This is a genomic window from Aquimarina latercula DSM 2041 (assembly GCF_000430645.1).
Taxonomy (GTDB): Bacteria; Bacteroidota; Bacteroidia; order Flavobacteriales; family Flavobacteriaceae; genus Aquimarina; species Aquimarina latercula.
On the sequence record NZ_KE387185.1, the window covers coordinates 201,977 to 225,840 of the forward strand.

General features: G+C 28.8%; 23 protein-coding genes. 1 reads left to right on the plus strand and 22 read right to left on the minus strand.

Annotation, left to right across the window (positions count from 1 at the left end; all coding sequences use genetic code 11):
• From H526_RS0118875 to H526_RS32570, 6 genes are all read right to left on the minus strand, one after another.
• Positions 1 to 1,341: an undecaprenyl-phosphate glucose phosphotransferase gene (locus H526_RS0118875; protein ID WP_027394441.1), complete on the minus strand. Its 1,341-nt coding sequence runs from the start codon at positions 1,339 to 1,341 to the stop codon at positions 1 to 3.
• Positions 1,334 to 2,527: a glycosyltransferase gene (locus H526_RS0118880; RefSeq protein WP_027394442.1), complete on the minus strand. Its 1,194-nt coding sequence runs from the start codon at positions 2,525 to 2,527 to the stop codon at positions 1,334 to 1,336. Before H526_RS0118880 ends, H526_RS0118875 begins: the two co-directional genes overlap by 8 nt.
• A 234-nt stretch (positions 2,528 to 2,761) precedes the next feature.
• Positions 2,762 to 3,670 carry a GDP-mannose 4,6-dehydratase gene (locus H526_RS0118885; protein ID WP_027394443.1) on the minus strand — a complete coding sequence of 303 codons (909 nt, stop codon included), beginning with the start codon at positions 3,668 to 3,670 and terminating at the stop codon, positions 2,762 to 2,764.
• Complete coding sequence (gmd, locus tag H526_RS0118890; RefSeq protein ID WP_027394444.1) at positions 3,654 to 4,688, minus strand: GDP-mannose 4,6-dehydratase; 1,035 nt, start codon at positions 4,686 to 4,688, stop codon at positions 3,654 to 3,656. The genes H526_RS0118885 and gmd overlap by 17 nt, the downstream gene beginning before the upstream one ends.
• 264 nt (positions 4,689 to 4,952) lie before the next feature.
• Positions 4,953 to 5,999 carry a glycosyltransferase family 4 protein gene (locus tag H526_RS0118895; protein WP_027394445.1) on the minus strand — a complete coding sequence of 349 codons (1,047 nt, stop codon included), beginning with the start codon at positions 5,997 to 5,999 and terminating at the stop codon, positions 4,953 to 4,955.
• Complete coding sequence (locus H526_RS32570; RefSeq protein ID WP_051336235.1) at positions 5,996 to 7,048, minus strand: O-antigen ligase family protein; 1,053 nt, start codon at positions 7,046 to 7,048, stop codon at positions 5,996 to 5,998. The genes H526_RS0118895 and H526_RS32570 overlap by 4 nt, the downstream gene beginning before the upstream one ends.
• A 64-nt stretch (positions 7,049 to 7,112) precedes the next feature.
• Here H526_RS32570 and H526_RS32115 point away from each other — a divergent pair, with 64 nt between their 5' ends.
• Entirely contained in the window at positions 7,113 to 7,343 is a 231-nt protein-coding gene (locus H526_RS32115; protein WP_027394447.1) for a hypothetical protein, read from the plus strand.
• On the opposite strand, the gene H526_RS0118910 is transcribed toward H526_RS32115, so the two are convergent.
• The 16 genes from H526_RS0118910 to H526_RS0118985 all read right to left on the minus strand — a co-directional run bounded on the left by H526_RS0118910 (position 7,344) and on the right by H526_RS0118985 (position 23,560).
• Positions 7,344 to 8,540: a hypothetical protein gene (locus tag H526_RS0118910; RefSeq protein ID WP_027394448.1), complete on the minus strand. Its 1,197-nt coding sequence runs from the start codon at positions 8,538 to 8,540 to the stop codon at positions 7,344 to 7,346.
• Positions 8,541 to 8,608: 68 nt separating this feature from the next.
• Positions 8,609 to 9,409 carry an FkbM family methyltransferase gene (locus H526_RS0118915; RefSeq protein ID WP_027394449.1) on the minus strand — a complete coding sequence of 267 codons (801 nt, stop codon included), beginning with the start codon at positions 9,407 to 9,409 and terminating at the stop codon, positions 8,609 to 8,611.
• A 57-nt stretch (positions 9,410 to 9,466) separates the two neighbouring features.
• Entirely contained in the window at positions 9,467 to 10,645 is a 1,179-nt protein-coding gene (locus tag H526_RS0118920; RefSeq protein ID WP_027394450.1) for a glycosyltransferase family 4 protein, read from the minus strand.
• On the minus strand, positions 10,642 to 12,081 hold the full coding sequence (locus H526_RS0118925; RefSeq protein WP_027394451.1) for a lipopolysaccharide biosynthesis protein: 1,440 nt from the start codon (positions 12,079 to 12,081) through the stop codon (positions 10,642 to 10,644). The genes H526_RS0118920 and H526_RS0118925 overlap by 4 nt, the downstream gene beginning before the upstream one ends.
• Before the next feature lie 16 nt (positions 12,082 to 12,097).
• Positions 12,098 to 13,129 (minus strand): hypothetical protein, encoded by a 1,032-nt coding sequence (locus H526_RS0118930; protein WP_027394452.1) that lies wholly within the window; start codon positions 13,127 to 13,129, stop codon positions 12,098 to 12,100.
• A gap of 36 nt (positions 13,130 to 13,165) precedes the next feature.
• Entirely contained in the window at positions 13,166 to 14,326 is a 1,161-nt protein-coding gene (locus H526_RS0118935; RefSeq protein ID WP_027394453.1) for an acylneuraminate cytidylyltransferase, read from the minus strand.
• Entirely contained in the window at positions 14,323 to 15,195 is an 873-nt protein-coding gene (locus H526_RS0118940) for an N-acetylneuraminate synthase family protein (RefSeq protein ID WP_425387495.1), read from the minus strand. Before H526_RS0118940 ends, H526_RS0118935 begins: the two co-directional genes overlap by 4 nt.
• A 189-nt stretch (positions 15,196 to 15,384) precedes the next feature.
• On the minus strand, positions 15,385 to 16,551 hold the full coding sequence (locus tag H526_RS29585) for an MraY family glycosyltransferase (RefSeq protein ID WP_051336236.1): 1,167 nt from the start codon (positions 16,549 to 16,551) through the stop codon (positions 15,385 to 15,387).
• A gap of 267 nt (positions 16,552 to 16,818) precedes the next feature.
• On the minus strand, positions 16,819 to 16,941 hold the full coding sequence (locus H526_RS32520) for a hypothetical protein (protein WP_281171958.1): 123 nt from the start codon (positions 16,939 to 16,941) through the stop codon (positions 16,819 to 16,821).
• Positions 16,942 to 17,042: 101 nt separating this feature from the next.
• Positions 17,043 to 17,894, minus strand: a complete 852-nt coding sequence (locus H526_RS0118955) for a polysaccharide deacetylase family protein (protein WP_027394455.1) — start codon at positions 17,892 to 17,894, stop codon at positions 17,043 to 17,045.
• Between the two features lie 2 nt (positions 17,895 to 17,896).
• On the minus strand, positions 17,897 to 18,943 hold the full coding sequence (locus H526_RS31095; RefSeq protein WP_027394456.1) for a GNAT family N-acetyltransferase: 1,047 nt from the start codon (positions 18,941 to 18,943) through the stop codon (positions 17,897 to 17,899).
• A 7-nt stretch (positions 18,944 to 18,950) separates the two neighbouring features.
• Positions 18,951 to 19,655, minus strand: a complete 705-nt coding sequence (locus tag H526_RS0118965) for a WecB/TagA/CpsF family glycosyltransferase (protein WP_027394457.1) — start codon at positions 19,653 to 19,655, stop codon at positions 18,951 to 18,953.
• Positions 19,652 to 20,644 (minus strand): polysaccharide deacetylase family protein, encoded by a 993-nt coding sequence (locus H526_RS0118970; RefSeq protein ID WP_027394458.1) that lies wholly within the window; start codon positions 20,642 to 20,644, stop codon positions 19,652 to 19,654. The genes H526_RS0118965 and H526_RS0118970 overlap by 4 nt, the downstream gene beginning before the upstream one ends.
• Complete coding sequence (locus H526_RS0118975; RefSeq protein WP_027394459.1) at positions 20,641 to 21,339, minus strand: formyltransferase family protein; 699 nt, start codon at positions 21,337 to 21,339, stop codon at positions 20,641 to 20,643. Before H526_RS0118975 ends, H526_RS0118970 begins: the two co-directional genes overlap by 4 nt.
• The gene (locus H526_RS0118980; RefSeq protein WP_027394460.1) at positions 21,317 to 22,324 is read right to left on the minus strand and encodes a hypothetical protein; all 1,008 of its coding nucleotides are present in this window, start codon (positions 22,322 to 22,324) and stop codon (positions 21,317 to 21,319) included. Before H526_RS0118980 ends, H526_RS0118975 begins: the two co-directional genes overlap by 23 nt.
• Positions 22,325 to 23,560, minus strand: coding sequence for a glycosyltransferase family 4 protein (locus tag H526_RS0118985; RefSeq protein WP_027394461.1), 1,236 nt, complete (start codon positions 23,558 to 23,560; stop codon positions 22,325 to 22,327). It lies immediately after the preceding gene.
• Positions 23,561 to 23,864: the final 304 nt, after the last annotated feature.

Sequence of the window (23,864 nt, forward strand, 5' to 3'; positions counted from 1 at the left end):
TTAATACGCTTTATCTTCTCCCTTAAAAACATTAACCACTGTTTGTACAATAATATAAATGTCTAGTAATATGGACCAATTTTCTATATAAAAGATATCATACTTAGTCCTATTCACAATATCTTCATTAGTTTCGATACCACCTCTATATCCTTTTACCTGTGCTAAGCCAGTTATTCCAGGTTTTACTAAATGTCTAACCATGTACTTAGAAATTTTTGTGCTGTAAAGTTCATTTTGTTTCCATAGATGAGGTCTAGGACCAACCACTGACATATCACCAAATAATACATTGATAAACTGAGGTAACTCATCAATACTAGTTCTTCTTATAAACTCACCTACTTTTGTAATGCGTGGGTCATTTCTAGTTGCAGAATTCTCAGATTTAGAATTCATACGCATCGATCTAAACTTATAACAAAAAAAACCCTTTTCTTTTATTCCCGGTCTATTTTGACTGAAAAAAACTGGGCCTTTGCTTTCTAATTTAATAATCAACCCTAAAACAGGTATTAACCAAGAAAGTATGAGTAATAGAACAAATAAAGCTAATACAAAATCAAACAACCTTTTACCCCAACTTTTAACCGGATCATCTAACGGAATTTGGCGCAAAGATAATACTGGAACTAAATCATAATAATTTAAATGTAAATTTTTTGAAAATAATTCTTTAGTATCCGGTAAAAACTTTAGATTTTTCATATTAACATCACAAAACTCTATATAGCTTTTTACCTGATCGTTATCTAATTCATTTAATGAGCAATAAACCTCATCAATTTCTTTTTCTATAATATAACTAAAACTTTGTTCAATCGTTCCTATTTTATCTTCATCAAATTGATCCGTAAAAAAACCTTTGTATCGATAACCATACCCTGGCATAGTATCAAAAAAATTCATTAATCTCTTTGTAGATTCATTGGACCCGATCACTATAACATTACGATAATTACTTCCAGTAATAATCCTGTATTTTTTAAAGATTTCATACAAGAAAATCCTCCAAATATTGAGTACAATAAATAACCAAATAAAGAAGTATAAAACATTCGACCAATGGACATTCGATTTTGAAAGATAAAAGTAACTCAATATTAATAAGACTATTATTACGGATTGTCTTAATAATAAAGAGATTATTTCAGGAATTTTGGTAAACCGATATATCGCATATACAGAAATCAGAAAGGACAATATAATCCAAAATAAAATTATAAAACCTATATCCAATAAATTTTTGGTTAAAAGAAAATATGCCAAAAAAGAAACAATTAATAGGTCTATACCGTATAAAAGTGGCTTTATATATTTTGAATATCCACCTTTATTCATAAATACTTTTTTCGTGATTCTCCTCAATTAAACTATCATCATTCATCTTATTCTTCCAACAATTATATAGCTGTTCTATTGTTTTTTTAAATTCCTTTTCGAACCGTTCTTTACTAAAAACCTCCGCTTGCTTACGAATTATGTACTTATCAAAAACTTGTTCATGTCTTTCAAAAAATTCAATTGCTCCAAGTAATGAGCCAATAGTCTGTTCTTTAAAAAAAACTCCCGTATTCTCCTCCACTAAATTATCTGTTATAAAACAACCTTTAATTGTTTCTAAAACCCCTCCTTTTGCAAAAGCTATAACAGGAACTCCACAAGCCTGCGCTTCAATTGGCGCTATCCCAAAATCCTCCTCCGCTGCAAAAACAAAAGCTCTAGCTTTTCTTAATATTTCAATCATTGCTGTTTTCTCAATATGCCCCATTAAATCAATATTTGAAGTAGCCAGCTTCTTTATTTTTTTAAAATCTGGACCATCTCCAATCACAATAAGCTTCTTGTTTGTTTTAGAAAACGCCTCTACTATCAAATTTATTTTTTTATAAGGCACCATTCTAGAACATGTAACATAATAATCTTCCTTCTTGTCTGATATTGTAAAAGATTTTGTATCCACAGGCGGATAAATCACTATTGATTCTTTATTATAAATTTTTTTTATTCTTGCAGCGATATAATGAGAAATTGCAATATAATGATCTGGTCTGTTAGCAGTACTTACATCCCAAATTCTAAGTTTATGAAGAAAATATTTCGCTATAAAACCCTTTATCCCCTTATTAAGTCCACTTTCTTTTAAGTACTGAAAATATAAATCCCAAGCGTACCGAATTGGCGAATAAACATAACTTATATGCAATTGATCAGGTCTGGTCAACGCTCCCTTTGATATTGCTGATGACGAAGAAATAATCAAGTCATATTCATTTAAATCAAATTGTTCAATCGCCAACGGGAACAAAGGTAAATAAGAACGATATTTTTTTTTACCAAATGGCAATTTTTCTATAAAAGAGGTATTTGTTTTTTTACCTTTAAGAACTTTTTCTCTCTGCTCATCAGTTAAGCTATCGATTAAGGTAAAATGATCAAAGTCATCCCAAATATTTGTAAAGCTTTCAATACATCTCTCAGCACCGCTATATTGTGTATACCAATCATGTATTAAAGCTTTTTTCATTTTCAACATTTGTAAATTAATTATTGAATTTAAAGTTTTACTAAAAAGCTACAAATAAAAGAATTACCGTTATTATTAACGAATGCTTGAAAAACTCTAATTAAACAAAGTTAAGGCAATTTAGTCATATTAGAAGGAATTTGATACGAAATGAAGTATTCAAATAAATCACACTTCTTTAGGGGTAAAAACATATTTAATTGTGCTTTTTTTGTAAAATTGAAAATCAAATCATTACTTATTAGTTTCTGAATTAAACATTTTTATCAATGTGTCTTCCAAACTATAATTTTTTGATAAGTTTCCTATAAAACTAAATAGTTTAGATGAGTCTCCTTTCAAAATTTTTATTTCATTTTTTCGAATAAATTTTGGATTTACTTTAACTTCTATTTCGTGATTTGATATTTTTTCAAGAAAAAAAAGTACTTCCCCTATCGTATTCGTTCTTCCTGTACAAATATTCACAATTTCTGAGCTATTTTCTGACAACAATAACTTATAATAACAATTCACTAAATAATCAACATCATTAAACTCCCTATAAACGTCCAAATTTCCAAGTTCAATTGTTTGTTTCTTATTCTTAAAATGAGATACTATTTTAGGAATAAGAAATTCCAATGATTGTCCAACACCTGTATAGTTGAATGGTCTAGTTATAATAATATTAAGTTTAGAAAAATAAGCTTTAACCATATTTTCCATAGCCAATTTACTATTTCCATAATGATTAATTGGATTGGGGCATAAATCTTCTGAAAGTGTATGACCAGAACTTCCATATACCGAAGCACTACTTACAATAATTATCTTTTCAGGATCTAAATTGGATTCTACAATAGCATTCAAAAGATTTAATGTTCCGAAAATATTAACCGTATACATTTGCTCTTGATTAACATCTCCAACGAAAGAAATAGCTGCAGTGTGTATTATATAATTTGGTTGTAAATCTCTTATGATTTTATCAATTTCATCCTTTTTAGTAATGTCACATAAAAAATGATTTTTATTTTTTGATGTTTGAAAACTTGTTCCGAATACGCTCCAGCCCTGATCTATAAAGAACTTCTCTAAATGCATACCGGTAAAACCAGTAATACCAGTGATAAAAACTTTTTTGTTAAAATGATCCGCCATTAGTATTTCTTTTAATATCACTTTTTACCATCATTTCCGCAAGTTCTTCAAGAGTAGTTTTTGTTTCCCAACCTAAGTTTTCTTTTGCTTTTGATGCATCTCCAATTAAAAGATCTACCTCTGCCGGTCTATAAAACTGTGGATTTACTTTTACAATTTCCTTTTGTGTTTTTAAATTAATTCCAACTTCATTTTCATTACTTCCTTCCCAACCTATATCGATACCAACAGTCTTAAACGATAAAGTAACAAAGTCTCTAACAGTTTTTGTTTGATTTGTTGCCAATACATAAGTATCTGCAACAGGTGCCTGTAACATCATATGCATCCCCTCTACATATTCTCTTGCATATCCCCAATCTCTCTTAGCGTTAAGATTTCCTAACTCCAATACATCCTGTTTTTTTAAATATATTTTGGCTACAGCATCTGTAATTTTTCTTGTCACAAATTCTTTACCTCTCAATGGAGATTCATGATTAAATAAAATTCCACTAGTTGCAAACAGGTTATATGATTCTTGATAATTTATAGTAGACCAATGTGCAAAAACTTTAGCTACTCCATAGGGGCTTCTAGGGTGGAATGGAGTTTCTTCATTTTGAGGAATTGCATTAACTTTTCCAAACATTTCTGAAGTTGATGCCTGATAAAATTTAATTTTAGGGTTTATTATTCGAATCGCTTCCAATAAATTTAAAGCACCTATTCCTGTAATATTAGCAGTAGCTATTGGCTGCGTAAAGGAAACTCCTACAAAACTTTGGGCAGCCAAATTATAAATTTCATCTGGTTCTACTTCTCCAATTATTCTATATGCACTCGATAAATCAATCAAATCATATTCTAATAAATGAAGATTAGGGTGATCTTCTATTCCCAACTCCTCTATTCTCCAAAAATTAGTCGAGCTTGTTCTTCGGTATGTTCCATACACCTCGTAGTTTTTCGTTAATAGCAACTCAGCCAAGTATGCTGCATCCTGACCAGTAATCCCAGTGATTATAGCTTTTTTCATTATATTTTTCTAATTTGTACGCAATAAACTACAATTATCCAAAAGTTTATGTTTTTAAGGTAAACTCAGAACAGAGTATTTTAGTATCGAAAAGAAACCATATGTTAGAAGAATCTTTCTAATGCCATAAAAATAATAATACGCACTTACTTTGACAAGTTGTATACTTTATTCTTGCTCTGGGAATTTCTAACTATATAGTTCCCATATATTAATTCTTTTTCATTTTGATTACTAGCCAATATTGGTAGTCTTAATTAATTATTAGCTTATATTATTTCTAATAATCAAAATAAAATCTTCTGCTGATTTATTCCATGTATATTTATTTGCATTTATAAAACCTTTGGACACTAAAAAATCCCTCTTAGTATTATTATTTAATACTTCAAGAATTTTATTTTTAATATCAGAAACACTGTTCGGGTTACAATATGCTACAGAATCCTGATAAACTTCAGGCAATGAGGTCACATTTGAAACCAAACATGGAGTACCACATTTCTGTGCTTCTAATGGAGGAATACCAAAACCTTCGAATAATGATGGATAAACAAACAGCTCTGCTTTATTATATAATTCAACCAATTCTTCATCACTTAAATATCCAGCAAATTTTATCTTTTCTTTATTTCTTAGGTCAGGAATTTTTAAATCCGAAAAGGCAGTTCCTCTCGCTCCAACTATTATCAACTTATGCGGGATATCCAATTCATTAAAACCTTTAATTACCCGTATCATGTTCTTCCGAGGGTCTAAAGAAGAGACCATTAAAATTATAGGTTCTTTACTTATTCGTTTTTGTACAAATATTGATGACGGTGCAGCATATACAACATTAATTTTCTCTGATAAAATGTTATAGGTCTTAATAAGATCATTTTTTACATACTTACTATCAGTAATGATATGTTTTGAATTTTTTAAACTTCTAGGTATAAACAAATTATAAGTCAATTGAAAACTTTTAGAAAACCACTCTGGATGATGCTTAAACGCAAGATCATAAACCATCATGATTTTATTTTTATACCTAACAGGTCCAATTCCCACAAAATTGATTAGCAAAGGAGCACCTTTTCTTTTTAAAAAGAAAGGTAAATCTATTTGTTCCCATAACTGACCCTCTAATTTTCCTACAGCAATACTATTAAATTCCTTAAAAAGAGGATTTAACATCGCTTTTCGAGGAGCTAGAAAGACTATTTTTTTTCCTAAAATCTCCTTCGGTAATAATTTACATATTTCAATAGCATACCTTTGAACACCTGTTACTTTTTGTGTTAAAAATCTAGCATTGATATAAATCATATTTCTATTTTATTTTTAGAGGATAACAGAATAAGTGAAGCACATAAACCAAAAAATAAAACCCCGTCCGAACGGGAAATTATGTTTTCTGTAAGCATAACAATACATATGACTGTCAAAGCATAAAATAAATGACTACTTCTTGATATTATTACTTTTCTAAAACAATAAAACAGAAAACAACAAAAAGAAAATAATGCCATAATTCCTGAACTAATCAAAAAAAACAAATATTGATTGTGCGAATTATAATCCTTCCATTGATAAATTTTAGCACCTATTTTTTGATCATAACATTTGGATAAATTTTCTTGAATATCTCCAACTCCTAATCCAAACAACCAATTATCTCTTGCAACAATTCCTGAACAATAATAAATACCTGTTCTTACATTTGTAGAATTGTAATTGTATATATCATTCCCTTTTGTTGGAAAAACAAAAATATTATCTAAAACTTCTTCAAACCTTGTTTGCATAGGTTTGAAAGTAACTAATAAAATAAAAATACATCCTAAAGAAATACATCCTAACAAAATCATCTTCCTAAGATTAAAATGTTTGAATATTATCATTGTCATAATTCCTGCAATAAAAAGTGCTATCAAAGGCATTCTTGAAGAAATTAAAACCATCCAAAAAAACATAAATAAAATTATAAAAACTCTAAAGATTTTTTGTGTAACGGAATTTGAATTAAATCTAAGTTTATGATAATTAAAGTAGACAACAAAGGATATCCATAAACCCTGATAAATAGGATGTGAATCCACAAGTTTAGTGATAAAATTCCTTAATCTCCTTATTTTTACTTGTTGAATTTGATCTTGACTTATATTATTTAAATGATGTAAGTTGTTTCTTTTAATTTCTATCAAACTGAGATCATTTGTTAATATATCAAAATTAAACCCTAAGCAAATAACCTGATACAAAACAAAAATCATTACTGAAAAACAAAATAAACTAGTAATCCAATCAATTCTTTGTTCTGTAAAAATTTCTTTATTTAAATAAAATATTATAGGGATCAATACTATAGGAAACATTCGGATCAACCTTTTTACTCCATCGGAGATGTTTTCCGTATACCACAAACTAAAAATTAAAAAAATGAAAGATGTGGATAAAAAGATGATTAATAACCTATTTGTTTTATCTGTTCTTATAAATGGAAAAGAAGAACTCCTTATCAAACATAAGATTCCTAAAAAACTCCAAACAGCAATAATTACAGATCTAATTCCAAAGGATAGTATTGGAAAAATAGATAAAAAATATGAACATATTAAAAATAGACTATTAATACTAAATCCTGACTCTAATCCAAAAAGGTGTCTATAGCTAGTTAATTTCATAATTTTTATCATCTACCCAATATCTAAAAACCAATCCAAGACATATACTCATCACCGGTAATTCAATAACATTTGTAGTTACACCATACCCAAACACATAAATTGAGAGTATATAGAATAATTTATATGCTTCCGTTTTCGTTACTTCCTTATTGTAAACGCCTTTAACCAAAAAACCGTATATAACGAACGCTCCTATACCAAAAATCGCTATTAGATATACAAATAAATTATCACCTGGATGGGACAGTTCTGGTTCAAAAAAGTTTTGAGGAACTCCTATCCCTCCTATGCCTCTTCCTGTCAATATATTTCCTGATTCTGAAATTAATTTATAAGCTTCTGGCCAAGTACCCTCTAACCTCATTTCAAAAGATCTTAAAAACTTAATGCTAGTAATATCATCAATAGAAAATGACCAAGCAAGTAAGGGAAGCGCAAGATTAATACACAATATAGTAATCAATCCAATTTTTTTTGAATAATCTGAAATATAATTCCAAAATAGTACTAGTAACGAAATAAGAATATATGCAATTAAAATTCCTTTAGTATCTGTAAAATAAATAGCAATACCTGCTAATATCCAGACAAGGTTAATTCTAAAATTCTTTAATATATACATGATCCCTAAAAAAAGTATATATCCAGCTGTTTCGAATGAAGATCTCCCTAATCCAGAAAGCCTTCTTGTTCCTAGAGATGTCCAAAAACGATTACCTTCAATTGTCTTTCCATAAACCTCGTACTTAAAACCTTCCCAAGGAAAAATAAAAATAACATTAAGCAATACACCCACAATTCCTATAATTAATATAATCGTATAGAAGTTTTTATTATTTAATATTCTTTCAAAAAAAGGATACATTACAAAGCCATAAAAAAGAGGAATCAAAATATAAATTCCCATAAACACCTGAAGAAGGGTATTTGTATAAATTATACCTACTAAAAATGCTAAAAAAATCATAATTGCCAATAATAGAAAAATTCTCTTGACATTAATTTGATTCAAAAAATATGTAAAATGAATACCAACAACTATAAGCATTAATAGCTGAGCAATATAAACAATAGGGGAAAACGGGGTGTCTAATAGATAAAAACGAAAAACCGAATTGAAAATGCCTAATAAAAGTACTATGTAAAAAGTGACACCTTCTAGATTAAAACTAATTTTCATTAATCCTCATATTATTAAACTTATCTGAAACGACTAAATTTTGGTAAATTTACATTTTTATATCCTACTTAATGACTTGAAGGTAACTTTTCCCAAACTTGAAAATGCCCATCTCTTTTAATCAATTTAAAATTTAGACTAGAGAGAATATCTTCACATTCTTGAGCTTCTTCATTAGTTAATATACCTGCAAACGGATGAACTTCGAAAAAAATCATTTTAAATTTTTCAATTTCTAGTTTCTGACTTCTAAAAAGATCTAATTCACCTCCTTCTATATCCATAATCAAGGTGTCAAAAGTAAGTTTATATTTTTCTTGTAATAAATCAAATGTAATACCCGGTATATTAACGTGGTTTCCTGTTTTTCTTTTAATACTTCCTCCTACAATTAAATCGTGAATGTAGAATTGGATTTCTTGTTCTTTTGAAATTACTGCATTTTCAATAGAAAAAAAGCAATTGTTATCTTCTCTATTTTTATTAATCCAGGGCATCAAATTTGGATTCGCTTCCAAAACTATATGCTTCCTCTTATCTTTAAGTATTTTATTAGTTAAACAGGATACAAAACCTAAACATCCACCTAACTCAATTACTGTTGCATCAGGAGGCAAATATTTAGAAAGATATTCCGCCTCTTCAGTCTCGTAATTATTAAAAACAAAACGTCCTCTAAATTTAAAGTCTGTTAGTGAGAATGGTATTGTAATAGAAACACCGTTATTCTTATATTTCTTAATAAAATAGGTGAAATAAAATCCTGCAGAAATAAGCATCACATTTTTAGGAAATAATTTTATGTTTCTCAATAAAGCGACAACACTGTTGGGTAATGAATTTTTTATCCGTTTTTTAATTTTTACCATTACTCTAATTCTTTCGTTCTATTTGTTTAAAACTGTTCTTTCACAAAGGGAGATGAATCAATTTTTTAATTCCTCATATACTTTTATATATTGATCAATCATACTTTCTAAAGAAAATAACCTATAAATGTAATCCATATCAAAGTTAAATGTATTTAACTCCTTTGGGTTTTCTATTATTAATTTTAGTGTGTTTTTTAAATCCTCATTTAAAGGGTTAAAAGTAAACTTAGAATTATTACTTAATATTTCCTTTATACCTCCTTTGTTACTTCCTAAAACAGGAACATTACTTAATATTCCCTCTAATACGACTCTTCCAAATGGTTCTTCCCATAGAGAAGGTACAACCAAAACGTTTATAGTATTAAAAAAAGTTTCCTGTTTTACATATCCCATAAATTCGACTTTTTCATCTGGTAAAAAAGACAATAAAAAATCTTTATATGATGATTCTACTCTGCCGGCAATATATAGTTTCCAATTATTATAATCCCTAAACCCCGCCAGAACTTGTATTAAAATCTCAATTCCTTTAGCTTTATTTACCTGCCCAATAAAACCAAACTTCAAAAAAGCCTGGTTCTTAAAATTCGATTTTAATGATATCTCCTTTGTAGTATCAAATCCATTGTAAATTACTTTTTTAGCTGAAGGTTTAAAATATCCTTCATCTAAGTGATTCCTTAATATAAAATTACTGATTCCAACAACACTATCTACAGATTGAGACTTAGTCTTCTTTATAACAGAAAAACACACACACTCCATGCATTGTTTTTCGCAATTATCATTCTTAAACTTATTGGTTTTAGGGCACTGTAAATAATAATCTCTAAGTGTATGTACAACTTTAATTCCTTTACTCTTAGCTATATCCCAAATGGAAACAGAGAAACCCATTAGATTATTGGTGTGGATAATATCAGGATCAAACTCATTAATTATTTTAAGAAAACTAGTATTATATTTTTTATTATATATATCCGTAAAGTGCCATTTCAGTTTTTTAACTTTTGACTGATCTACCTGATCAAAAGGCCAAAACACATTTTTTAATGCAAGTCTATATACTGGTATCTTATTTACATATACTTCTTCCTCATTTTTTCCTAGGGTTAAAATAGCAACATCAATTCCTCTTTTATACAATCCTTCTGCTATCGTCTGAACAGAGATTTCTGCACCTCCAACTTTAAATGGCTGATATAATGTATTGACAATTAAAACCTTCAACTAAATATTTTCTTTTCTTTGAACAAAGTTTTGATTTCTTTCTTGAAAAACAAAAAGCAAAAAACCAGAACAACAACAAAGATGATGATTTTTATGCTTAAAAAATGATAGATTTGGGCATAGGATATATAACTTACAAGTGATAAAGCATAAAACCCTAAAGGTATAAAGATCATATAGAATACTTGGTATTGTATTTCGACAAACCTATTATAAAAAAAACTAAGCGATACTGATAATAAAAATTTACCTATCAACGTCGCTACTGCTGCTCCAAAAATTCCGTGCCGAGGAATTAATATAATATTTAGAATGATATTTATCACAGCTGCTAATATTGTAAATACTGGTATAATTCGATTTCCTCGACCTTGAATATCGTAAAACAAAGCACTTGCAAAAAAATAGTACACACCGTGGTATACAAATGCAAATGCAATACAAGGTATTACCATCCAAGAAATATGATATTCTTTTGGTGTAATCAACATTATTACTTCTTTACCGAAAAAAGATAATCCCAAAGCGACTATGCAATAAAAAACAATAATCAATTTTGCAATTTCTGGAATTGACTTTTGGCTATTATCCTTTATTTTTTGATTAAACCAGGGAACAAAAGCTTGATTTATTCCTGAAGCAATTAAAAAAACAATACTACCGAAGTTATTACCGATACTATAAATACCTACTAAAGATGTATTCAACAACTTATTAATGATTATTCTATCAATTAGCATTGTTGTAACACCTGATAAGGTATGGGGGATTAATGGAAAGGCATATTTTAAAGACTTCTTAAGTATATCAACATCAATTCCAAAGGTTATATCTTTCCTAAACCTTGATAAAGTATAGATAAAGAAAACAACATTAGTTATTGCTAAAGACCCCAAAACTCCTTTAGCACCCATATTGAAAAAAATTACACTTGTTAATAGTAAAATAATATTTACCAAAAAAAATATTGCATTATTTTTTCCAAAACGAACTCCTTCTTGTCTTGATTGTAATGAACTCTGATATATAGTATAACAAGGGTTAAAAATAACAGATACCAAACCAAGAGCCATAAAAGGAAAAAAATCAACGTCTTCTAAAAATGGTAGTAATAACCACTTTCTGCCTAAAAAGATAATTAATGTAACTACAAAACTATTCAGTAAAACAAAAGTAATTATAGTCCCAAACAGTTTTTTTACCTTATTTTGATCATCTTTAAACTCATAATAAAACCTATTTAGCGTACCGGGAAGTGATAGTAAATAAAAGACATTCAGAAAGGCATTAATTGCAATAACAATTGCTACAACTCCATAATCATACGTGGACAAATAAACTGTCAAAACAGGAATTAGAATAAAATTAATCCCTTTTTGAAGTAGCATTAGAATGCTATAGATTCCAGAATTTTTAAGAAGTTTTTTTTGACTCAATTCATTAAGTTTTTCATCAATAATTATAATTACTAATTAATTCAATGTCTTCGGATTCCCGATTCTTTTCAAAAAGATTATTGATTTCTGATTTTCTATATAATAATTTATCTGTAGGAATAAAAAAAGATTTAAGCTTTAATTCATTTCCTAGAATAACTGATAACGTCTCAGCGACTGATGAGAAAAAAAGACCAACTTCCTCAGGAAATTGAGAAGAGAACAAAAAATGTAACTCTAATGGTAATTTATTTTTTATGATCACCCAATTAGGCATTTTTGCAACTAACTCTAAAACTTCATCAGATTCATTTCTGTGTGCATAATATTCTACTGTAATTCCTTCCGGGTATCGTTTTTTATAGTAGTCATCAATATTATTCAACAAACTAAGATAAAAATCTAACGTTAGCAATTTAGAATCTACTAGACTTTGTCCAACAAAAGCAATTTTCTTTTCAACTTTAGAACTCTTTTTTCTTTTCAGACTTCGCAAATATGAAAAAGTATTCTCTAATACTTGGATATGATTTTTCACTTCAATTTTCTTAGCATAGTAAGAAAAAAAAGTATATTCCTTACATGCTAGATATGGTTTCACTGAAAAAAAAGCATACAACAACGTTTTTAGCTTATACGCTTTTGTATTAAACCCAAACCTATTTAAAAAAGAAATGTCATCTAAGCTCCTTGTGCCATCATCCACAAAAACATATTTTGCGTTATATAAATTTGCAAAAGAGGCTTGGTATATAGATCTGAAATGACCTACAATAATATACTCGTAGTTATCAATATTAAGCTTATTTTTTTTTAGGTTTTTTAAGAATAGTATTCTTTCTAAGAAATTTGGGTTTTTTGGTATTTCAATAGTAGATAAAGTTGCCTTAATTTTTAGCTCTTGTATTAACGATTTTACCTGTCTTTCATTGGTGATATTTCCATCACTAAAAAAAGAAATATCAATACTTTTAACATTTAAATATTCTTTTGCTTCAATAGCGTTAATCAGCTGTAAAGGAGAAGCAATAATAATTTTTGCTTTCATAATAGTTCATCTAAAAAAGTAATTCTTTTCGGCTATCTAAAGAATTTTCGATAAAACTTCTTCATAAAATTCTCTTACAACGCCTTCTCCTCCTTTTCTAGATAATTTTATAATTCCAGGAATATCTTTAATTTTATTTAAAGCATTAGATGGACAGGCTGCTATGCCAACCATACTCAACAATTCAAAACAATTAATATCATCACCAATATAAGCTACATTATCAATTGTAATACCTTCTTTTTTACAAATCTCCAGAGCAGCTGAAAGTTTTCCTCCATCTCGTTTTCCTTGATACAAATAATCAACTTTCAATTTATTTGCTCTTCTTTTTACTAACTCGGTATTTTCAGATGTTATAATAGCCGTTTTTAAACCGTTCTCGCGAATTAACTGAAAAGCCATTCCGTCATGAGTATTAAACTTCTTTAACTCGTCTCCATTCTCACTATAATACATCCCTGCATCAGTCAGTACTCCATCAATATCAGAAATAAATAATGATATTTTTTTCTTTGTTTCTTTAGGAAACAGATATTTTTTCATTAAAATTTCTGCTCTCTGCCAATCATCTTCTTCATCCAGTTCTACATCAGTATATTCAGGCATTAGAGATATTCCTATATTTCCGGAAAGTCTATTCCTTGATTCTTCAATCCTTCCTACAGTATTTATATAAAAAGCTCCATTTTCCATGTATATTCCCTCAAAATCTTGCCTTCTAGGTCGATTATAAGGATTATAATTTATCGGATCACCATTCCCTTTCCAAAAAAAACGTTTTGATAATACACAAGAGAGAATACTGTCATACTCTTGTTTATCAAACATCTTAATTCCAGCAGTTAAATCTTTTGCCGTTAATAAAGGTGATGTTGCTTGAACTAAAATAAAGGCATCATTTTTATCCAATTTTCTTGCATTCAAATACTCTAAAATAACGCTCTCTGTCGATGAACTATCCTGAGCATTAGTCTTATTTCTACTATATACAGATACTTTACTAAAACCAAAAGAATTTACTACAGTTTCTATTTCTTCGTGATCTGTGGCAATAATAACCTCATCAATAGCCTTAGTTTCTACCGCGGCTTTAATAGTCCAATATACCAATGGCTTACCAAAAAACTCCTTAATATTCTTTAAAGGAATAGATTTACTGCCTCCTCGGACGGGTATGAATACAATAGTTTTCATTGTTTGCGATACTTGAGTTTGTCTCTTTGTATCTGTTCTATTTCTAGAATTTCTGTTTGTTTATAATTCAATGCCTTAAAAGTTGCAAACAAATCTCTGCATAACTTTCTTAATCCTGTTGGCTCTAAAGAGGCTGCATGATCAGTGCCTTTCCAAGTTCGATCTTTAGTAAAATGTCTTTCCACCCAAGTCGCTCCTAGCGTGTAAGCTGCATTATCAATTGCAATTCCTAAATGATGTCCAGAAAACCCAATATCTTTTACTCGACTACCGTATTCATTCTTTAATCGAGAAATTTCTAATAAACAAACATCTTCAAATGGCACTGGATATCCAGAGGTACACGAGTAAATAACTAATCTGTGTTTTGCTTGATCTGTTTCTTCAAAAAACGATATAATTTGTTTTTCTTCATCTTGGTTTGTCATACCAAATGATAAATGTACTTCTCCAGTATATTCATCCCTTAAAACTCGTAGCATATCAAAATGATTATTACAAGCGGATGGAACTTTTAGCATCGATGGATTAAAAGTAATCATTTCTCTTGCAGAAGTAACATCCCAGACCGAAGTAGAATATTCTATCCCTATTTCATCACAATAATCCTTAAGTTCTTTATGTTGTTCTACTGAAAACTCAAGAAATTCTCTATGTGCTCCATAGGTATCTCCATAAGAATTACTTGGATTGGGGTGTGGAGCATTATATTGTTGTTCGGTAAGTAACTCTCTATTATTCCTCTTTTGGAACTTAGCGACATCTGCATTACATTCTTTAGAAAGGCGCAATAGCTCTTTGGCTATATCCATATCTCCTTTATGATTGCAACCTATCTCCGCAATTACTTTCGGTTTTTTATACTCCATATTCATTATATTTAATCTATTACGTAATAGATTAATAATTATTGCTCTTCTCTATGTTTTATGTTTACAATAAAAAAGAAAATTGTTTGTATCTCAATAGATCAAAAATACCTAAAATATGTTATAGGTTTCTTTTAAATAAAACTTTCTAATGTAGTTTTTGCTTATTAATTATTTTTTTAAAGAGATTTATTTCTCATCAGTATCCTGCTGTCTTTGAGGTAATTTTTCAGCTTTCTTTTTCATTCCATCCTTTAATTTACTGAACTTTCTTTTAAATAAGATTTTTCTTTTAATATTAGCAAAACTATAATCAAAACGATAAAAAAGATAGCCTAATATTATAATAGTAACAATAAGTACAATCACTAAATATAAATTATAGGAAGAGCTACCTAGAATAACAAAAAGAATAACAAAAATTAAATTAAATCCTCCTATGATAAAACTTGCTTTTTGATGAGAAATTTTAAAATAGTCTATTAGTATGTGATGCGTATGATTTCTGTCTGGAGAAAAAGGACTCCTTTTGTTTGCTAATCGTATAGTAAAAACTCTTGCTGTATCAAATAATGGTACAATTAAAATGCTTATTGCTATAAGTGGAGCATTTTCTAACAAAAATGGAAGGCTGTCATAAGATTCAGGAGAAAGTGCCAAAAACTTAAGTGTTAATATGCTTATAATAAATCCAACAATAAGAGACCCAGTATCTCCCATAAAAATCTTTCTATTAGAAGATAGGTTAAAGCCTAAAAACGCAATTAATGATCCATTTGTTGTTAAGCAGAGTAAAGCAAAAAAATATTCTTTTGTTATATAAAAAATAGTAGTATAAATAATTAAAATTATAATTCCTACAATAGCGGCCAGGCCATCTATACCATCAATTAAATTATAAGCGTTAATAATAGTAAGCATTACAAATCCTGCAACACCGTAATATAAATAAACAGGGATTTCGTGTACGCCTAAAAACCCATTTAATGAATGAATCATAAACCCTTCATTACTTAAAATAAAAAGAATAGCTAACATTTGCGCCGCAAGCTTAGTATATGGGGAAAGCACAACTAAATCGTCTTTTAACCCGACTATAAAAAGAATTGTTAACCCTGGCACAAAGTATATTGCTTCATCAAAATTATCCCACTGTTTTAAAAAGAATAATGCAAGAATTAACGTGTAAAAGAAAGAAATTCCTCCTAAAGTTGGTGTAATTTTTACGTGTGAACTTCTTTTGTTGGGATTGTCCATCAAATTTTTATACTCTACTAATCCTATAATTTTAGGTATGGTAAAGAACGTTAGAATATAAGCTCCAATAAAAAACGCAAATGGATAATAAATTGGCAAACCTTAAAGTTTTAATGTATTGGAGCAAAAGTAGCAAATATTGAATTAGTAATACTTATATAAGTATTAAATTAGAAAAATGAAAAGATTACTAATTGTAAAAAAAATACTATTTCTTCTTTTTCCTTAAATCTATAAATACTAAATCTTGTAGGATATCACTCATCGTAATATTTATACTTTCCTGGAGAGCAACTAAGCTCAGAAGGACTATTTGGGCCATTAAAATCGACTGTTTTAACAGAATCTATATGGCCTATCATCATTTTAATAACGGTTTACAGTTAAAGTAGCAATTCCATCTTGAAAATACTGATATTGAATCTTCCTTTTCTTACCTTTAAAATTGGAATAAGGATCAACCTCTATCTCCTTATACAGCTTCTTCATTCATAATTATATTATCATCTTATTTTGAAAATGAGAGAAGAAATATGCTAAGCAGTATAAATAATCTATTATAATGTTTCACAATTACTTTTTAATTCTATTTAATCTAATGAAACTTTTGCCACAGAATCCCATTTAATTTGATCACTATATGTCTTTAAATCTGTGAATTCAAAATCACTTATCCATCTTTTTAGTTTTTTTTCACACCCTTTTAAGCCGTAGTAAGATTTAAATCTTCTAAATACGCTAAGCCCCTTTATCATTGGTTGTTCATAATCAAAATCTCTTGGGTGAAAATAAGTCATTATATAGTCGGTGTTATTACTAAATTTCTTTATAAGATTATAAGGCATAAATCTAAAATAACCACCCCCAGAGAAAATAACCTCTTTACCCAAAACACTTGAGGTATTGATTGGAAACTCTTTCAATTGAATTCCATTATATTCTATAATACAAGGTTTACTTTCTGTAAAGCTTGATATCCCTCCATGTGCCCTGTTTGCCGGAAAAATAGAGCAATCGTTTTCGATACCTAACTTTTTCAGCACCTCAAAGGTCCAAAGATTATTTTTTGTAATAGAAAACCCTGGTGCCCTATATGTCTTAATTTTTTTGCCTGTAATACTTTCAAGAACATCTATTGAAGCTCTCAAATCATCTTCAAATTCTTTCTCACCCATCTCATAAGCTAATTGATGCATATTTGAATGTGTCCCTATTTCATATCCAGCATCATCTATACGCTTTACGACATCTGGGTATTTATCTCCTATCCAACCCAAACAGAAGAATGTAGCTTTTACGTTACATTCTTCAAGCAATCTAAAAATCGTATCCATATTCTTATGGATTCTTGATTCATAATTATTCCATTCCTTTTCGGTTTTAGTAGACTCATTATCCAAGATATGAAACCACTCTTCTATATCAAATGTTAAAATATTCATATTTAAAAAACGTCATAATCTCCAAAACCAATATGCCAATTATCTAATTCCATAATATCACTAGATTCTTTATTTTCAATATTTTGACGAACAATATAAGGTATTGGTTGTGGGAGTATTTTTTTTGGTACTTTGTAAAAACCTTTCTGCTTAAATAGGCTATTCTCTTTGGTATGCGGCATTGATAAAACTGCAGACATCTCAATATTGTTCTTTTTTAACTCTTTAAGAATGTATTTCAACAATTCTGTTCCATCATTATCAAGTGCCATATAATCCATAATAATCGCTGTACGGCTTCCTAGCGTATTCTCTCCTCTAAATATAATAATTGCATCAATTTTATCCTCATTTTCGATCTTAAATATTTTATAGTTCCTAGTTGGTATATTAACATATCTCCATTTTAAAAACTCGATCGATTTATTTAAAATTACTTTTTTATCTTTTTTATAGGATTCCCAAAATTCTGTATATTTTTCTTTATCATTTTCAAAAGACAATTCTTTAACAAAAGAACTTTCTTCAATTTTTAAAAGTATCTCTCCCCCATGTTTCTCTTTTTTTTTGAATAACTTATTCAGAAACAAGTTTATTGGTTTTAGAGGTTTTATAAGAAGTGGGATGTCCCCCATATATTTAAAACCTAATTTCTTCACAAATCCCGGATAAGATTGTTGATTTGGGAAACCTACGGTTAATTTAGCATTATCATTGGCACATTCTTCATACGTTTTAAGAGCAGTTTTGGTAAACAATCCCTTTCCTCTATAGTCTCCTCGTGTTAATGTGTTTAATGATAACGTTCCTTTTTCAATTTTACCATTAATGCTATATTCTAATGGAATAACAAGATATTGGCCTACCATTTCATTTTTATCATCTTCTCTTGCGATAGTCATATATGGTTTCCCAAATGGGTTGGTGTTATATTGCCAATTGAGGTATTTCTCATTTACAATATCTCCAGAGTCATAATAAGTAGATGCCAATTGCACCAACTCTTCAATGCTCTGGTCTCTATTGGTTTCTAGATAAACTTCAGCCATGGTTTTTTTAAATTTTATTGGTTAATAATTTATAAAAGAATTTAAATGCTATTAATTGTCTTTTCCATCGTTTAATGTTTTTAAAATCGTTAAAGGACCTATATAGCCCCTCCCACCTAAATATCTTTTTCCAAAACAACGGGACTTCTTTTACAGATCCAGTATAAAGGTCGAAGCTTCCTCCTAATCCCATGTAAAGTGCTTTGTGTGTCTTTATAAAACGACTCATTAGAAATTCTTGCTTAGGGCTTCCTAAAGCTACAAACACAATATCTGGTTTTTTTTCTTTTATGTCTTGTTCAATTTCAGTAATGTCCTCATCTTCAAAATAACCATCTCGATAATTGAGTATATCAATTCCGGGAAAATCTTTTTCGAGTTTTGAGACTACTTGATTAATAATTTCTAACTTACTTCCTATAAGATAAAACGTTTTTGAATTATAACATTCTTTCACAATATCAAGCCAAAATTCTGCTCCAGGTATTTTAATACTATTTAAACCCTTTTTTTTGAGCACCATTACTGATCCCACGCCGTCACAATAGGCTACATTTTCATTTATTATTTGGGTTAGCTTGTTGTTTTTGTTAAGAATTTTTTCAACACCAACTGCTATTAAAATTTTCTTTTGGGGAAGAATAAATTCTAGTAATTCTTGTCTAGAATTAAATCCATATATTTTCTTATCATTGGCAAATCTAAAACTCAAACTTTTATACTATTAAATGTTGTTATAATATCTTCTTTATTTTTTGAAACTTGGTTACAAAAACCTTCTAATACTTCCAAAGAATATTTTGTAAAAGCTTTTGGGTGACCTATAATTATGAAATTCTTTTTTTGTTGTTTTTTATATTTGTTAAAAGCATTATTTAGGAATTTTATTTTATATCCATCAATCGAAACAACAGAATTTGAGCCCTTGAACAATAGCCTTAAAATTTGCTTAATTGATCCCTGACTTGCGAACCCATCTCCAATAACCATATGCTTGTCTCCTCCAAATTTTCTTGCAAATATCAATCTCCAAAAAAATACTGGTGAAACTTTATATGAAGCTATTGGGAATTCGAAGAAATTTCCAGATGTATCTGCAATACATGGATCTTCCTCGAATGACCAAGAATCAAAATCTTTTGCTTCGGTAAAATCAAACCACTGTGTTTTAGTCGTGTTCTTCCCTTTATAGAAAACAGTACTGTCAATCGTTATTTCATTCTTTATAAAAGCTTGTTTAAGTCTAGAAAACGGTTGTATGCACCAACCTCCTGCACGATAAGCAAATACTTTTTTGTCGGTTATGTCTTCTAATATTGACTTATATCGATAAAAAATGTCTAGCACCTCTTCTTCTTTAAAAGAGTCTAATCGATATCTGGACAAATCAAAATCCCACTTACTACCATCATAAACAGTGTCTTCCCAATGCGAGTGAATATGAAGCTGTATTTCGTGCCCCGCCTCAGATAGTTCCTTTACTTGACCACTAACCAATTCATAATCATTTTTTAATTGCTGATAATTATTGGCGTATTCTTTTAGTTTTATTAAATATCCGGCATCAACAAAAAAAACACATTTAAAGTTATACTTATCTGCGATTTCGATCAACCTATTTGTAGGTTCTATAATACATTTTTCCGGAGACCCTGAATCTCCAAAAAACAACTCATAATCCAATGTAATTAATACGTTCAAAATCTTCCTCTCATTATTTGTTGTATTTCACTATGCATAAATGTATATAACTTTCCTCCGTTATTAGGGAAAAGTTCTGAGTCGGGCTTTTCAAAAAAACTCATAAGAGCTTTTGGTATTCTTTGTTGGAGCTTTTCTCTCATTGAAAAAAAATCTTCTCCCTTTTCTATTGGAATTTCTTCCGTTTTTATGATGGAGCCAGTATCTATACCCGAATTTATATGGTGCAAAGTAAGTTCACATTTCTTATTTACCAAATAATTCCACTCTATCGCATTCATTCCCTTTATTTGTGGTAAAGTTGCATAATGAATATTTAATATTTTTGAGTTTACATTATCGACAAAATTTCTAGACAAAATTTGATCAATCGCTGCAACTATAAAATCATATTTTTTTGAAAACAATAATTGAATTGTCTTATCGGAATTATAATTTTTGACTTTATAAGTATTAACCCCTAAGCTTTTAAAATATTTATAATTCTTTTCTGTTTTTTTTTGCAAGTTTTTAGAAACAGAACCAATGCTACCAAATTTTCTTTTTGCCAAATAAGCTTTAATATACTCTATCAAAGCTGTTTTTCCATAATAAATATCTACCTCATAACCAGCATTTAGGCAGTTTTCTATCACAGTTTTCTTCCAGTTCACATTATCCATTAAAGGATAATTAAATATAAAGGCTAACTTCATTCTTAAGCAAATCTTTTACTTTTATTTTTAGCTGAAGACATTCAATGAAATAACATAGTGTCCACACAGGATATTTAAAGGGAGAACCATACTTATAAACCGGAAAAGAATTTGATATTAAATTTTTTCTATTTAATTTCTGAACCAACTTTCCCAAATCCAGAATAAAAAACCCCGCATTAGCATATCTGAAATCTTTACTTAGTATCGTATATCTAAAAAATAATTTAGCAATCAAAAAACTTCCAGAAAGACTAATCCGATCACCTTTTTTTATTACTATAGAATAAATCGTCTTATGACCAACAAAAATTCTATGCAGCTTTTCGATATAGCTCTCTAAACACTTTAAAATCTTTTCACTTTTAGTATCTTCATAAATATCAAATGTTATATTTAATAAATAACCTAGTTCATGACTCGTAGATTCTTTTTTATTACTAAAAGAATTTGACATCATAATTTCAGAAATTTTTTTATTCGAAATATAACGCACTACTTCGGATTCTAAATGTTTATTATCAATTATTCCAGTAAGATAATCAAATCTCAGTTTAAGTAATTTTATATGCGTTGAGTCAATATGAATTTTTTCAGAACATCTATAGATTATTTCTTTTATTTTTTTTGATGTAGGCTCAGTATCTTCAATACAAAAATATAATTGACAAAAGTTGAACAATTCATTTTGATTAATTATTTCTGATGGTACCTTTAATTCTAACACCAAATTATCTGGATTTCGTATTTCTTTTTTAATTGTATTATTCAATTTTATGAAGTATCCTGTGGACTTAACACAAATTGCTTTTGACTTTATTCCAAAAATGTTTCTTTCTTTATTTAAAAATCCTTCTTTTGAAGAATATTTGGATCTTAAGATATTAAATGACTTTACTAAATGTTCTTCATCTGAATAACCAGAAAAACGTATGTATTTAAACCATTTAAAAAGAAAGTAATGGTATAGTATATCTAATGCCACTTAATTTAAGTTTAAAAACTTTGAATATTCTTTTTTATAAAGTTCTGCGTTCCGAACCCAACTCTTTTCATTTATCACGAATTTTCTCGCATTTTCTCCTATAATTTTTCTTTCTTCCTGAGACAATTTAGAAACTTGGTCGATAACCTCAATTAGAGATTCTATCTTGTCTGATTTGAATAAAAACCCATGATCACAGTTTGATAATAAGTCTTTTATTCCTCCAACATCACTCCCTATAAAAATTTTCTTATACGCCATTGCTTCTAATGGCTTTAATGGAGTAACGGTATCCGTTATTTTATTTTTAAGCCTAGGATTAACTATTACATCTATTTCTTGATATGCTTTATACACTTCAGAAGGATTAATGCTCCCTTTATATTCTACATACCTATCTAGTGAGTATTCTTTAATTTTTTCTTTTATGACTTCTAACTCTTTTGCCTCTCTTACAGATCCATATATAATTAATTTAATTTTTTTTTCATTATTGTTGATGATCTGGAGAGCTCTAAGCATAAAAGGAATTCCTTCATATGGTGTTATTGATCCAATATAACCTAATGTTATCTGATCTCTTACAAAACCTTCTTTTATTTTCGATAAGTTTTTTGAAATTAACGTGGTATTAACTGCATTTTTAATTACCACAAGTTTTTCCTTTTTTATTCCTAGGTCTATTAATTGATCTTTTAAATTCTCGTTAATCACAAAAACTTTTTTGCTCAACCTCATTGTAAATAACTCAATTTTTAGCACCAATTTGGTAGAAAGTTTATGAATAAAGGTTTTGTATAAAGAATCCTTTGGAAGCATCCATAAAGACCGAACTTCATAAAAAACAGGTATCTTAAGTATTTTTCCAACTATTACAGAAGATATACCACAAAAAAACATTGCGTGTGCATGTAAAACATCTGGTTTTTGAAACTTACTTAACTTATATAATTGAAAAATAAATTTATTGATTTTAAAAACCTTTTTAAAACGTTTAAAGAAGCTCTTATATTGATCTGAAATTTCGTTTTTAGAGCTACTTTCAACATTACTTCTATAATACCTTACATTATCAATTACCTCAATTTTTTTTTGGGATTCATTGCTTAAAAAAGGTACTGTAATTGCAAAAGCTTCAATACCAATCTCATTTTGCGACATTAAAATATCTCTACTCCTAATACTAGATCCGGATATCTGCGGTAGCGATTGGTACAGAACATGTAAAACTTTCATTTATGGTAATTAAATTTGAGCAAAAATATAGTATTTTGCCATCTAATTTATTCTTATGAGGAACTTTTTAAAAAAAAACAATCAAACTTTTGTTTTGATACTTTCATTCTTCTTCTTTGGTAGCTTAATTCTTTTTTCTAATGATTTCAACAGTAAAATTATTATACTATTTGTAGCTTATAGTATCTTCTCTTTTTTTTACTTCGGTTCTAAACAAAGGTTTATTAAAGTGATCTCATTTTATACTCCAATGCTCTTTTTATTTGGTTTATTATTACTTAGTCTTTTTTATTCTAAAGGTTTA